Genomic DNA, 14,675 nt, shown 5'->3' with positions numbered 1-14,675 from the left:
ACGTCATATGAAGTCGCTGAAGTTTGCTTCGTCGGCGGTCATGGCCGCGGCTGCACTGACCATAGGTCTTTGCGCAGCGCCTGCCGCGTTTGCCGCGGACGAGCTCTCTCTCGGAAAACCCGCCGGCGAGCTCGCGTCCGCCGCGGACGCCGCGTCGAACCGGCCGCCTGCCACCTTCTTCACCATCGCCGACGTCCTGGCCAAGCTCGACCGGCAGCGCGGTCGTGGTCCGAACGCCATTCGCACCGCCTCGCTCACGCCGCCAAATATCGCGACCGATGCGGTGCCCGCGGCAAAGCCGCTTCCGCCTGTCGGCGCCGAGCCGTTTGGCCTGTTCACCTTCCGCGCACCGGAAAACGGCCTGTGGCGCAAATGGCGCGGCCTCGAATCCGATCTCGCAAGGGAGCAGAGCGTGCTCGAGCAATGCCGGGAGAGCGCCGCCGGCTGCCCATCGCAAGCCGCGCAATTCCTTCGCCTGATCGGCGCGGTCAAGTCCAAATCCGGACGCGACCGGTTGGATGAGGCCAACCGCGCCGTCAACCAGGCGATCCGCTATGTCAGCGACTTCGCCCAGCACGGCGAGCCCGACCGCTGGACCGCCCCGCTCGCCACCTTTGCGACCGGCAAGGGCGACTGCGAGGACTATGCGATCGCAAAATACATCGCGCTCAGCGAAGCCGGCTTCCCACGCGAGGATCTGCGCCTCGTGCTGGGCCGCGATCGCGCCATCCGTCAGGATCATGCCGTGCTGGCGGCGCGGCTGGATGGCCATTGGCTGATCCTGGACAGCCGTCGCTCCGAACTGATCGACGACGGCGAGCTCGGCAACTTCACGCCGATGTTCGCGATCAACGACCGCGGCGTGCAGCTGTTCGCGGCACCTTACGCCAAGCGGCTCCCGCTCGGCGATGAACTCGACGCGGCGCCGGCGGCCTCCAATGCGGCGGAGACCGAATGGACCGGCGTGGAAGCGCTGGACGCGGCAAGCCCGCTCTTGGGCTTCCTGCCCGTGCTGATGTGATTGCGCGCGAGAAAGGCGACAATTCAATCAATAAAAATCCGCGGAGAGGTCTCCGCGGATTTTCGATTTTGCTGCAAACCTGGCCTAGAAAATATGAACGTTCGTAGCCGCCGGCAAACCGGTGCTCACATGTGCGAGGTCCACCTTGTCCGAGCCTGTGCCATTTGCCGAGTACCAGAGCTCCTGGGTCGTATTGTTGAAGAAGAACTTGTTTGTGCTTGCACTTTCGTTCCAGGCGCTGGCGTTGTTCTCGGTTTGGCCGGTGACTGCCGATGACGTGAACTGACCAGCCGTAAGGGCGTTTGAAGCGCCCGTCGGCAGGCTCAGACCGGCCACGTCGAGAAGGAGCGTATCACCGCTGTTGAAATCACTGATGATTTCGTGGGCGCTGAGATTGAGAACAAACTTGTCGTCCCCACCATTGCCAGTGAGCGTCTCGTTGGTTGGTCCGGCGACAATGACATCATTGCCGGCCGTGCCCATCAGGGTCGTCGTGCCATTGATGTTGATATTGATGGTGCTCGACGCCGTGTCGCCGTCACCGTCAATCGTCGACACGTTGAAGCTCAGATCCTCGGAGACGTTCGTGGTCGACGAAACTCCGACGCCAACCAGGTCGACCTTGCCGCTGCCTGTCACGTCCGTGAACTGGACAGTGTAGAGCTGCAGGCCGGCCGGCGCTGTGGGCGTCGACCATTCGGTGGCGACCGTGGTGTGGGTGGAAGGATCGAAATCACCGGATACCGATGTGATGGAGGCGGCGTGCACTCCGTCCCAATAGGAGACGACGTAGTGGATTTTGTCGCCGCCGGCGTAGTGCGAGAACGTGTAGTTCGCGACCGATTCGTTTGCCGGCGGATGGAACGCGGCGTTGCCGACCGGGCTGGCGATTGCGCCGCTCGTGAAATCGAACAGCAGCTTTTCATTGGGGTCGAAGTTATTGTTGTCGACGCCCCAGCCGCTGGTTGATCCGTTCACACCGCCTTGGCCACCGCCGGAGGTAGTGCCCGAAACAACCGCCAGCTGATCGGTGTTCGAGGAAAGAATCTGCTCTTCCGATGGTCCCGATCCGAAGGAGGATGAACTGCCGACATTCTGGATCGTTGTCTCCGTGAATGGCTGAAGCAATGTGAACAGGTAGTGACCGGTTGTGTCATCCAGATTCAGCGTGAAGATATTGTTCGCCGCCGATGGAGCCGCACCGATATAGGCCGTCAAATTCTGTCCAAGTGCGTCGATGGAATAATGCACGGCCTGGCCATTGAACGTCAGGCCGGCCGGCGCCGTGTTTCCAGTCAAGGTGAAGTCATATGCGCCAAAACCATCGGCGCCAGAGAACACGGGTAGGTTACCGACCACGGACATTCCCGCGTAATCGGCAATGATTCCATGCTCGATCGTGCCGAAACTCGGGCCGTCGTCGAGGAAGCTGATATGCGTGCTGATGTCGGCGGTGGCCGTCACATGATCGCCGTCGGCGTCCGTCAGCGTGACCGTCGCGCCGATCTTGCCGGCCGTCATCGTCAGCAGATCGTTCGAACTGGCGGTGCTGTTGTGGTGGAGCGAGAGATAGTCCGCCACATAGAGCTGGCCGGTGATCGGATCGATGGCGATCGCGAACGCCGTTTGGCCCGTCAGGCTGGGGTTGGCGACATCGTTGCCCACCGTACCGATGATCCGGCCGCTGGCATCCAGCGACAGCGCGATCCCTGTGCCATCCGTCAATGTCAGACCTGACGCAGCGCTGAGGACGCTCAACGCGTAGGTCGTAGACCCCGCGCCGTCAGAGCCGAAGCTGCCGCCGGCCACCGTCAGGATGCTGCTCGCGCCCGTCGAGGCAAAGCTTAGCGCACCGTTGTCAAGCGACGCTGCCGACACATCGGTGTCGACGCCCTTGTTCGCAACCGTGCTGAACAGCGCGGCGACAGTGCTAGCGGCACCGTTGAACGTGATCGCAGTGGAGCCGAGCACGTCGCTCGCGCCGCCGATGGTCTGCACGCCGGGCGTCTCGTCCACGCCGATCGTAGCTGCGCTCACAGTCGCCGTCGGCGCCGTCGGGCCGCTGTCCTGAATCGTGAACACGCCAGCGCCGAGGTCGAGCGGCGTCGACACGCTGTCGCCGTCGGCATCGACGATGGTCTGCACCACCTGCAGCAGATTGGCGCTCGAGAGCGTCAGCGTGGCCGCATCGTCCGGATTGTTCGGATCGGAGTGCCAGACGTTGTTGACCTGGGTGAAGGTCACGATCCCGGTTGCGGGATCAATGGTGATCGTGAAGTAGGTCGTCGCGCCAACCGAACCGGTGATGGTGTTGCCGGACTGGCTCAGCAGAATCTGCGCACCCTGTCCGATGCCATCGCCGTCGCCGGCAGTCTTGTCGGTCGCATCGAGCGCATAGAGGCCGGAGGCCACGTTCGAGCCCGTCAACTTCAGCGTGTAGGTCGTCGAACCCGCACCGTCGCTGCCATAGCTGCCGCCGGTGAAGTTGTCGGAGAAGTTCGCCGTCACGGAAACAAGCCCGTTCGGCGCTGTGCCGCCGGCGGTGTCGCTGCCAACAGGACGCGTCTCGTCCAGCACGAGGGTGTCGGTCGGACCGGTCACCGTGCCCGCGGTCGGACCGCTGTCCTGGATCGTGAACACGCCGGTGCCGAGGTTCAGCGGCGTCGTCACGCTGTCGCCGTCCGCATCGGTGATGGTCTGCACCACCTGCAACAGATTGGCAGCCGACAGCGTCAGCGTCGCCGCATCGTCCGGGTTGGTCGGATCGGAGTGCCAGATATTGTTAAGCTGGGTGAAGGTCACGATGCCGGTCGAAGGATCGATCGTGATCGTGAAGTAGTTGGTGCCGCCGACCGAGCCGGTGATGGTGTTGCCGACCTGGTTGAGCACGATCTGCGCACCCTGCCCGATACCATCGCCGTCGCCGGCGGTCTTGTCGGTCGGGTCGAGCGCATAGAGGCCGGAGGCCACGTTCGCACCGGTGAGCTTCAGCGTGTACGTCGTGCTGCCAGCACCGTCGCTGCCGTAGCTGCCGCCGGTGAAGTTGTTGGAGAAGTCTGCCGTCACGGTGTCGAGCCCGGTCGGCGCCGCGCCGCCGGCAGTGTCGCTGCCAACAGGACGGGTCTCGTCCAGCACCAAGGTGTCGGTCGGACCGGTCACCGTGCCCGCCGTCGGGCCGCTGTCCTGGATCGTGAACACACCGGTGCCGACGTTGATCGGCGTCGCAACGCTGTCGCCGTCCGCGTCGGTGATGGTCTGCACCACCTGCAGCAGATTGGCAGCCGACAGGGTCAGCGTCGCCGCATCGTCCGGATTGGTCGGATCGGAGTGCCAGATGTTGTTGACCTGGGTGAACGTCACGATCCCGGTCGTCTCATTGATCGTGATCGTGAAGTAGGTCGTGCCGTTCGCCGAGCCGGTGATGGTGTCACCGACCTGGTTGAGCACGATCTGCGTACCCTGCCCGATGCCATCGCCGTCACCGGCGGTCTTGTCGGTCGGATCGAGAGCGTACAGACCGGAGGCGACGTTCGCACCGGTCAGCTTCAGCGTGTAGGTCGTCGAACCCGCACCGTCGCTGCCATAGCTGCCGGCAGTGAAGTTGTTGGAGAAGTCCGCCGTCACGGTGTCGAGCCCGGTCGGCGCTGTGCCGCCTGCGGTGTCGCTGCCAACAGGACGCGTCTCGTCCAGCACGAGGGTATCGGTCGGACCGGTCACCGTGCCCGCCGTCGGGCCGCTGTCCTGGATCGTGAACACACCGGTGCCCACGTTGAGCGGCGTCGCAACGCTGTCGCCGTCCGCATCGGTGATGGTCTGCACCACCTGAAGCAGGTTCGCGGCCGACAGGGTCAGCGTCGCAGAATCGTCCGGGTTGGTCGGATCGGAGTGCCAGATGTTGTTGACCTGGGTGAAGGTCACGATCCCGGTCGTCTCATTGATCGTGATCGTGAAGTAGGTCGTGCCGTTCGCCGAACCGGTGATGGTGTCGCCGACCTGGTTGAGCACGATCTGCGTACCTTGGCCGATGCCGTCGCCGTCGCCGGCGGTCTTGTCGGTTGGATCGAGCGCATAGAGGCCGGAGGCCACGTTCGAGCCCGTCAGCTTCAGCGTGTAGGTCGTCGACCCAGCACCATCGCTGCCATAGCTGCCGGCGGTGAAGTTGTTGGAGAAGTCCGCCGTCACGGTGTCGAGCCCGGTCGGCGCCGTGCCGCCGGCAGTATCCGTTCCTGTGGGACGGGTCTCGTCCAGCACCAGGGTGTCGGTCGGGCCGGTCACCGTGCCTGCGGTCGGGCCGCTGTCCTGGATCGTGAACACGCCGGTGCCGAGATCAAGCGGCGTCGACACGCTGTCGCCATCCGCATCGGTGATGGTCTGCACCACCTGAAGCAGGTTCGCGGCCGACAGCGTCAGCGTCGCGGCATCGTCCGGATTGGTTGGGTCGGAGTGCCAGATGTTGTTGACCTGCGTGAACGTCACGATCCCGGTCGTCTCATTGATCGTGATCGTGAAGTAGGTCGTGCCGTTCGCCGAACCGGTGATGGTGTCACCGACCTGGTTGAGCACGATCTGCGTTCCCTGTCCGATGCCGTCGCCGTCACCGGCGGTCTTGTCGGTCGGATCGAGCGCATAGAGGCCGGAGGCCACGTTCAAGCCGGTCAGCTTCAGCGTGTAGGTCGTCGACCCAGCACCATCGCTGCCATAGTTGCCGCCGGTGAAGTTGTTGGAGAAGTCCGCCGTCACGGTGTCGAGGCCGGTCGGCGCCGTGCCGCCGGCAGTGTCGCTGCCAACAGGACGCGTCTCGTCCAGCACCAAGGTGTCGGTCGGACCGGTCACCGTGCCAGCGGTCGGACCGCTGTCCTGGATCGTGAACACGCCGGTGCCGACGTTGATCGGCGTCGCAACGCTGTCGCCATCCGCATCGGTAATGGTCTGCACCACCTGCAGCAACTCAGGGCGCGTCAGCGTCAGCGTCGCGGCATCGTCCGGGTTGGTCGGATCGGAGTGCCAGATGTTGTTGACCTGGGTGAACGTCACGATCCCGGTCGTCTCATTGATCGTGATCGTGAAGTAGGTCGTGCCGTTCGCCGAGCCGGTGATGGTGTCACCGACCTGGTTGAGCACGATCTGCGTACCTTGGCCGATACCATCGCCGTCACCGGCGGTCTTGTCGGTCGGATCGAGCGCATAGAGGCCGGAGGCCACGTTCAAGCCGGTCAGCTTCAGCGTGTAGGTCGTCGACCCAGCACCATCGCTGCCATAGTTGCCGGCGGTGAAGTTGTTGGAGAAGTCCGCCGTCACGGTGTCGAGGCCGGTCGGCGCCGTGCCGCCGGCAGTGTCGCTGCCAACAGGACGCGTCTCGTCCAGCACCAAGGTGTCGGTCGGACCGGTCACCGTGCCTGCGGTCGGGCCGCTGTCCTGGATCGTGAACACGCCGGTGCCGAGATCAAGCGGCGTCGACACGCTGTCGCCATCCGCATCGGTGATGGTCTGCACCACCTGAAGCAGGTTCGCGGCCGACAGCGTCAGCGTCGCGGCATCGTCCGGATTGGTTGGGTCGGAGTGCCAGATGTTGTTGACCTGCGTGAACGTCACGATCCCGGTCGTCTCATTGATCGTGATCGTGAAGTAGGTCGTGCCGTTCGCCGAACCGGTGATCGTGTCACCGACCTGGTTGAGCACGATCTGCGTACCTTGGCCGATGCCATCGCCGTCACCGGCGGTCTTGTCGGTCGGATCGAGAGCGTAGAGGCCGGAGGCCACGTTCGCACCCGTCAGCTTCAGCGTGTAGGTCGTCGACCCAGCACCATCGGAACCATAGTTGCCGCCGGTGAAGTTGTTGGAGAAGTCCGCCGTCACGGTGTCGAGCCCGGTCGGCGCCGTGCCGGCGGCGGTGTCGCTGCCAACAGGACGGGTCTCGTCCAGCACGAGGGTATCGGTCGGACCGGTCACCGTGCCCGCGGTCGGGCCGCTGTCCTGGATCGCGAACACGCCGGTGCCGACATCGATCGGCGTCGTCACGCTGTCGCCGTCCGCATCGGTGATGGTCTGCACCACCTGCAGCAGGTTCGCGGCCGACAGGGTCAGCGTCGCGGCATCGTCCGGGTTGGTCGGATCGGAGTGCCAGATGTTGTTGACCTGCGTGAACGTCACGATCCCGGTCGTCTCATTGATCGTGATCGTGAAGTAGGTCGTGCCGTTCGCCGAGCCGGTGATGGTGTCACCGACCTGGTTGAGCACGATCTGCGTACCTTGGCCGATGCCATCGCCGTCGCCGGCGGTCTTGTCGGTCGGATCGAGAGCGTACAGACCGGAGGCGACGTTGGCACCGGTGAGTTTCAGCGTGTAGGTCGTCGACCCAGCACCATCGGAACCATAGTTGCCGCCGGTGAAGTTGTTGGAGAAGTCCGCCGTCACGGTGTCGAGCCCGGTGGGCGCCGTGCCGCCGGCAGTATCCGTTCCTGTGGGACGGGTCTCGTCCAGCACGAGGGTGTCGGTCGGACCGGTCACCGTGCCCGCGGTCGGACCGCTGTCCTGGATCGTGAACACGCCGGTGCCGACGTCGAGCGGCGTCGTCACGCTGTCACCATCGGCGTCCGTGATGGTCTGCACCACCTGCAGCAGATTGGCAGCCGACAGCGTCAGCGTCGCAGAATCGTCCGGATTGGTCGGATCGGAATGCCAGATGTTGTTGAGCTGGGTGAAGGTGACGATCCCCGTCGAGGGATCGATCGTGATCGTGAAGTAATTGGTGCCGCCAACCGAGCCGGTGATGGTATTGCCGACCTGGTTCAGCAGGATCTGCGCGCCCTGTCCGATGCCATCGCCGTCGGCGGTGGTCGTGTCGGTCGCATCGAGCGCAAAGAGGCCGGACGCCACGTTGGCGCCAGTGAGCTTCAGCGTGTAGGTCGTGTTGCCCGCGCCGTCGCTGCCGTAGCTGCCGGCCGAGAAGTTGTTGGAGAAGTCCGCCGTCACGGTGTCGAGGCCGGCCGGCGCCGTGCCGCCCGCCGTGTCGCTGCCAACAGGACGCGTCTCGTCCAGAACCAACGTATCCGCCGCTGCGATCACCGTGCCCGCGGTCGGACCGCTATCCTGGATCGTGAACACACCGGTGCCGAGGTTGAGCGACGTCGTCACGCTGTCGCCGTCGGCGTCCGTGATGGTCTGCACGAGCTGCAGCAGTTCGGGGCGCGTCAGCGTCAGCGTCGCGGCGTCATCCGGGTTGGTCGGATCCGAGTGCCAGATGTTGTTGAGCTGGGTGAAGGTCACGATGCCGGTCGAGGGATCGATCGTGATCGTGAAGTAATCGGTGCCGCCGGCCGAGCCGGTGATGGTGTTGCCGACCTGATTGAGCACGATCTGCGCACCCTGCCCAATGCCGTCGCCGTCACCAGCGGTCGTGTCGGTCGCATCAAGGGCGTAGAGGCCGGACGCCACGTTGGCGCCGGTGAGCTTCAGCGTGTAGGCCGAATTGCCCGGGCCATCGCTGCCATAGCTGCCGCCGGCGAAGCCGTTCGAGAAATCCGCCGTCACGGTGTCGAGGCCGGTCGGCGCCGTGCCGCCCGCGGTGTCGCTGCCGACAGGACGCGTCTCGTCGAGCACAAGCGTGTCCGTTGCGCCGGACAGCGTGCTCGCCGTCGGGCCGCTGTCCTGGATGGTGAACACACCGGTGCCGAGGTCGAGCGGCGTCGACACGTGGTCGCCGTCCGCATCGGTGATGGTCTGCACCACCTGCAGCAGGTTCGCGGCCGACAAGGTCAGCGTCGCGGCATCGTCCGGATTGGTCGGATCGGAATGCCAGATGTTGTTGAGCTGGGTGAACGTGACAATACCGGTCGTCTCGTCGATCGTGATCGTGAAGTAGTTGGTGCCGCCAGCCGATCCGGTGATGGTGTCACCGACCTGGTTGAGCACGATCTGCGTACCTTGGCCGATGCCATCGCCGTCGCCGGCGGTCTTGTCGGTCGGATCGAGAGCGTACAGACCGGAGGCGACGTTCGCACCGGTGAGCTTCAGCGTGTAGGCCGTGTTGCCCGCGCCGTCGCTGCCATAATTGCCGCCGGTGAAGTTGTTGGAGAAGTCCGCCGTCACAGTGTCGAGGCCGGTCGGCGCCGTGCCGCCCGCGGTGTCGATGCCGACAGGCCGCGTCTCGTCCAGAACAAGGGTGTCGGTCGGGCCGGCCACCGTGCCCGCCGTCGGGCCGCTGTCCTGGATCGTGAACACACTGGTGCCGACATCGAGCGGCGTCGACACGCTGTCGCCGTCCGCGTCGGTGATGGTCTGCACCACCTGCAACAGGTTGGCGCTCGAGAGCGTCAGCGTCGCGGCATCGTCCGGATTGGTTGGGTCGGAGTGCCAGATGTTGTTGACCTGGGTAAAGGTCACGATCCCGGTCGTCTCGTCGATCGTGATCGTGAAGTAGGTCGTGCCGTTCGCCGAACCGGTGATGGTGTCACCGACCTGGTTGAGCACGATCTGCGTACCCTGCCCGATACCATCGCCGTCACCGGCGGTCTTGTCGGTCGGATCGAGCGCATAGAGGCCGGAGGCGACGTTGACGCCGGTGAGCTTCAGCGTGTAGGCCGTGTTGCCCGGGCCGTCGCTACCGTAGCTGCCGGCCGAGAAGTTGTTCGAGAAGTCCGCCGTGACGCTGTCGAGGCCGGTCGGCGTGGCGCCGCCCGCAGTGTCGGTGCCGACAGGACGGGTCTCGTCCAGCACCAACGTATCCGCCGCCGCGATCACCGTGCCGGCGGTCGGGCCGCTGTCCTGGATCGTGAACACGCCGGTGCCGACATCGAGCGGCGTCGTCACGCTGTCGCCGTCCGCATCGACGATGGTCTGCACCACCCGCAGCAGATTGGCGCCAGACAGCGTCAGCGTCGCCGCATCGTCCGGATTGGTCGGGTCGGAATGCCAGATATTGTTGAGCTGGGTGAAGGTGACGATGCCGGTCGAGGGATCGATCGTGATCGTGAAGTAATTGGTGCCGCCAGCCGAGCCGGTGATCGTGTTGCCGACCTGGTTCAGCAGAATCTGCGCGCCCTGCCCGATGCCGTCGCCGTCGGCGGTGGTCGTATCGGTCGCATCAAGTGCGTACAGACCGGACGCCACATTCGCGCCGGCGAGGTTCAGCGTGTAGGTGGTGTGGCCCGGGCCGTCGCTGCCATAGCTGCCAGGCGTGAAGTTGTTGGAGAAGTCTGCCGTCACGGAATCAAGGCCGGTCGGCGCTGTGCCGCCCGCGGTGTCCGTGCCAACCGGACGGGTCTCGTCCAGCACCAGCGTGTCAGTTGCACCGGTCACCGTGCCGGCGGTCGGGCCGCTGTCCTGGATCGTGAACACACGGGTGCCGACATTGAGCGGCGTCGACACGCTGTCGCCGTCCGCGTCGGTGATGGTCTGCACCACCTGCAGCAGGCTCGGGCTCGACAGCGTCAGCGTTGCCGGATCGTCCGGATTCTTCGGGTCAGAATGCCAGATGTTGTTCGACTGGGTGAACGTGACGATACCGGTCGACGGATCAATCGTGATGGTGAAATACGTCGTCCCGCCGGCCGAGCCGGTGATCGTGTTGCCGGACTGGTTGAGGACGATCTGCGCGCCCTGTCCGATGCCGTCGCCGTCAGCGGTGGTCGTGTCGGTCGGATCCAGCGCGTAGAGACCCGAGGCCACATTCGAGCCGGTGAGCTTCAGCGTGTAGGCGGTATGGCCGGGTCCGTCGCTGCCGTAGCTGCCGGACGTGAAGTCGTGGGAGAAGTCCGCCGTCACGCTGGCAAGCCCGCTCGGCGCAAAGCCGCCCGGCGTGTCGCTGCCGACCGGGCGCGACTCGTCCAGCACCAGCGTTTCCGCCGGCCCTTCCTTCTGGATCACCGTGCCGGCCGTCGGACCGCTGTCCTGAATTGTGAACACGCCGCCACCAAGGTTGATCGGCGTTGTCACGCTGTCGCCGTCCACGTCAGTGATGGTCTGCACCACCTGCAGCAGGCTGGCGCTGGAGAGGGTCAATGTCGCCGCGTCATCCGGGTTAGTCGGATCGGCATGCCAAATGTTGTTGACCTGGGTGAAGGTCACGATCCCGGTCGTCTCGTTGATCGTGATCGTGAAGTAGATCGTGCCGTTCGCCGAGCCGGTGATGGTGTCACCGGACTGGTTCAGCACGATCTGCGCACCCTGCCCGAAATGGGCCGGGTTGGTGTCGGTCGGATCAAGCGCATAGAGGCCCGACGCCACGTTCGTGCCGGTGAGATGCAGCGTGTAGGCAGTGCTGCCGGCACCGTCGGCGCCGTAGCTGCCGCCGGTGAAATTGTTGGAGAAGTCCGCCGTCACGCTGGCGAGGCCGGTCGGCGTCGTGCCGCCCGCGGTGTCGCTGCCGACAGGGCGCGTTTCGTCCAGCACCAGCGTGTCGGTCGCGCCGGTCACCGTGCCGGCCACCGGACCATCGTCAAGGATCGTCAGATGCGAGCCGACATCGACGCTCGCACTTGCCGACTGATTGTTGTTGTCAGTCACGGTGGCGGTCAGCGTGATCAGACCCGACGCCAGCGTGATCCCTTCATTGAAGTTGCCCGGTGTTGCCTCATGAACCGCGCGCAGATCGGTCAGCGTCACATGACCCGTGGCGTCAACCGAGACCGTGAGGACCAGATCGCCACCGATCGCCGTGCGTCCTTCCACGACGCCGGCCGCGTTGACCGTCAGCAGAACGTGCTGACCGGTCGCCGAATCGATGAGACCGGAATCTTCGTTCGGTGTCGTGACCGACAGCGCATAGGTCAGCGACTGCTGGCCGCCCGGTACCGTGACGTTGAACGACACCTGCACAGACGCGACCGTTGCCCCTGCGGGTCCGAGCCCCGAACCGGCGACACCATGGTTGGTGGCCGCGGTCAGGAAGCTCTCGTCGACAATCAGCGCCGACAGGGGATTGCCGGAAATGATCGGAGGCGGAGCAACGCCCAGCACGAAGCCGGTCGGCGGCGGCGGGGTCACGAGGTTCGGCAACTCTTCCTGCGGCGCCAACACGTTGGTCGGCACAGGAGCTAGCGGATCGATCGCGAACGGACTGAAATTCGCGCCGCTCGCCTGCGCGTTGCCGTTCGAATTGCCGCCATTGTCGGCCGCCGGCAACACCGAGGCGTCCGTGCTGATCGGAAAAAGAGTCGCGAATTCCTGGACCGAGACCTCGCGCCCCGGCGCCATCTCGATCGTGACATTCTTCTGCCCATCCGCACGGGAGTCGAAGAACGGCTCAACCGTGACGGTCGACTGGTTGTCGAACAGGATGATCAGCTTTTCGCCGACGTGAACCAGCGTGATCTTTTCATTGGCGATCGACGAAAAGTCGACCTTCACCTTCTGGTCGTATCCAAGATTGACGACCACTGCCTGATCGGTCAGCGGCTTGGTCAGCTTGTAAATTCGTACGGGAGCCGAATTGGTGGAATTGCCGGTGCCGGTTGCCTGAGCGACCTGAAACGAACCCTGCATTATCAACTCCGCAAAATGCGATTAGAGGAAAAATTGTAGAAAAATTTAGTTTTAGGCTATTGTTAACCCTCCCCGCGGTCAAGAAATGTATTTGGTTAATCAATGCTTTCCGTGGAAGTGTGGTAAAGATCGGACAGGTCGAAGCTGAAAGAACAACGGCTTAGCCGGATTAACTTGGCCGAAAGCAGTATTTCCCCGGCCCCGTTCGTCCTTCCCGGCGATTTGGAGCAGCAGTCGATGCGGGTGATTCTTCAGGCGTGTGCCGCTGTCTTGATTTGGGGCTGTTTCGGCGCGGCGGCCGCGCAAGCCCCCGCACAACCCGTCCCGCAGGAGACCACGGTGGAGCGCCAGGTTCGCGCCCTGGCCAACCGGGACACCCAGATCGGCCTCTACCTCAACGTGTTACCTGATTGCACGTCGGGGCCGCTGCCGACCATCCGCCTGGTCACTGCGCCGGCTGCCGGAAAGGTGGTGGTGAAGTCGGCGAAGGCGAAGGCCACCAATTACAAGGCCTGCCTGGCGCTCGAGGTGCCGGCCTATGTCGCCTTCTACAAGGCGCCGCCGGAATTTCTCGGCGATGACGCCCTGACCATCGAGGTCAAGTACCAGGGCGGCCGAACCGAAATTCAGAAGATCACCGTCAAGGTCAGCGGCCCGGGAGGCCAGCAAAAGATCTGACCGGGTGGCTCGAAAGCGGATGCCCCTTAATGCTCTCGCAGACCGGCCGCCTTAGAGCGGCTCGCCCTCGGCTTCGTCCTGCTGCAGCGGCACCTCGCTCGGTGCGGAGGCCGGCTGGCTGAGCGAAGCCCTATCCTCGTGGCAATCGCTGATTCGGCGGGCGACCACCCGGTCGGTCCGCGGCGCCTGACCAACATTGGTCTTGTTGACCTCGGTATAGGCCTCGTCGCTGAGAACCGTGATGACGGTGCTGACCGGCCCGAGATAGTCGCAGCGGTTGGAGAAGACGTATTTGTTGTTGACCTTCTCCGGCCGCGAAGAGTGGCAATTTCCAACGGACGGAGATGAGAAGGTCGCCTTCATCGCCTGGGTCGGATCGACACAGCGCGTCATTTCGCGCTCGAGCAGCGTTTGCCGGACGTTCGGGGACGTGGCGATTTCCAGCGTCCGCACGAAGCGCCACATTCCTTTTCGGAAGGTCGGTCCGTTGAATCCCTCCTCCGCTGAGGCGCTCGGGGCGGCGAGCACGATCACGGAAAGCGCAGTCACGACGCCAAGCGCGGATGCGCAGATCTTCGACGGGGCGAAGCCCTCACGCGATGTCATTTATTGAATTCCTAACCGGCCGATTGACGCGGATCGCGTGACTTCGCTTGAAGCACGTCCAACCTCACATCATTCAGGAGCATTTCGTGTTAAGACCCCGTAAATGCTTGGCCTTTGCTCGAAGCTCCCACGGGCTCTTGCGCCAAACACGGTGAATGCCCGGTTGCTTCAGGCCGGGGCAGCTTCGGCGACAAAGGAAGCGCAGCGTCTACCCCGTTGGGGACGAATGGAGGCCTCGTCCGCCGCCACCTGCGGTCTGGATTGCCGGCTAGTGCTGCAAAGCCGCCGCAGCGGACTTGTCAGTCTTGGCCTCTGACTTGGCCTCAATCTTGGCCGCGCTACCGTCGTCGCAGTCGCCAATCCTTGTCGCGACGACCGTGTCGGTCCGGGGATGCTCTCCGGTGCTGATCTCGTTCAGCTCGGTATAGGCCTCGTCGCTGCGCACGGTGATGACGGTGCTGACCGCCCCCATGTAATCGCAGCGGCGTCCGAACGTGTATTGATTACCAACCTTCTCCGGCTTGTCCGAGACGCAGCTTCCGATCGATCCCGAGGCAAAGGTCGCCTTCATGGCGTGGGTCGGGTCGACGCAGCGCGTCGTCTCCGCGTTGACCACCCGATACTTGAAGTTCTTGTTGGCGGTCCTGACCACATCGAGCGTTCGCACGAAGCGCCACAGACCTTTGCGGAAGCTCGGGCCAGAAAAGGCTTGATCGCCCTGAGCCGGCGCTGCCGCCGCTGCCCGACCGTTCGCCGGTCGAGCTTGAGTCTCCGCATGAGCTGCCAGCGCAGGCAATGAGACAATCATCAGGGTCAGTAGCGAACGTACAATGCCACCACGGAAGTCCATTCCTACCCCCGATGTCCGTCCGAATGCGTTCGTGATGCG

The 14,675-nt window shown here is 64.1% G+C and carries 5 protein-coding genes; 2 read left to right on the top strand and 3 right to left on the bottom strand.

Going from position 1 to position 14,675, the window contains the following annotated elements; genetic code table 11:
* Window positions 1-7 precede the first annotated feature (7 nt).
* Entirely contained in the window at window positions 8-1,021 is a 1,014-nt protein-coding gene (locus tag ACVWYP_RS20615; protein WP_304499600.1) for a transglutaminase-like cysteine peptidase, read from the top strand.
* 84 nt (window positions 1,022-1,105) lie between these two features.
* On the opposite strand, the gene ACVWYP_RS20610 is transcribed toward ACVWYP_RS20615, so the two are convergent.
* Window positions 1,106-12,502 carry a DUF5801 repeats-in-toxin domain-containing protein gene (locus ACVWYP_RS20610; RefSeq protein WP_456684133.1) on the bottom strand — a complete coding sequence of 3,799 codons (11,397 nt, stop codon included), beginning with the start codon at window positions 12,500-12,502 and terminating at the stop codon, window positions 1,106-1,108.
* A 174-nt stretch (window positions 12,503-12,676) separates the two neighbouring features.
* Here ACVWYP_RS20610 and ACVWYP_RS20605 point away from each other — a divergent pair, with 174 nt between their 5' ends.
* Window positions 12,677-13,180, top strand: a complete 504-nt coding sequence (locus ACVWYP_RS20605; RefSeq protein ID WP_244435646.1) for a hypothetical protein — start codon at window positions 12,677-12,679, stop codon at window positions 13,178-13,180.
* A gap of 51 nt (window positions 13,181-13,231) precedes the next feature.
* Here ACVWYP_RS20605 and ACVWYP_RS20600 read toward each other — a convergent pair whose 3' ends face one another.
* On the bottom strand, window positions 13,232-13,786 hold the full coding sequence (locus ACVWYP_RS20600) for a DUF3617 domain-containing protein (RefSeq protein ID WP_304499598.1): 555 nt from the start codon (window positions 13,784-13,786) through the stop codon (window positions 13,232-13,234).
* A 268-nt stretch (window positions 13,787-14,054) separates the two neighbouring features.
* Complete coding sequence (locus ACVWYP_RS20595; protein ID WP_304499597.1) at window positions 14,055-14,636, bottom strand: hypothetical protein; 582 nt, start codon at window positions 14,634-14,636, stop codon at window positions 14,055-14,057.
* Between the last annotated feature and the right edge of the window lie 39 nt (window positions 14,637-14,675).

The sequence above is a fragment of the Bradyrhizobium sp. USDA 3262 genome, from assembly GCF_054060035.1.
This window is presented reverse-complemented; position numbering and strand designations above follow the sequence as displayed.

Coding starts and splice junctions, on each gene's coding strand:
- ACVWYP_RS20615 (WP_304499600.1), top strand. CDS start 8: ATGAAGTCGCTGAAGTTTGCTTCGTCGGCGGTCATGGCCGCGGCTGCA.
- ACVWYP_RS20610 (WP_456684133.1), bottom strand. CDS start 12,502: ATGCAGGGTTCGTTTCAGGTCGCTCAGGCAACCGGCACCGGCAATTCC.
- ACVWYP_RS20600 (WP_304499598.1), bottom strand. CDS start 13,786: ATGACATCGCGTGAGGGCTTCGCCCCGTCGAAGATCTGCGCATCCGCG.
- ACVWYP_RS20595 (WP_304499597.1), bottom strand. CDS start 14,636: ATGGACTTCCGTGGTGGCATTGTACGTTCGCTACTGACCCTGATGATT.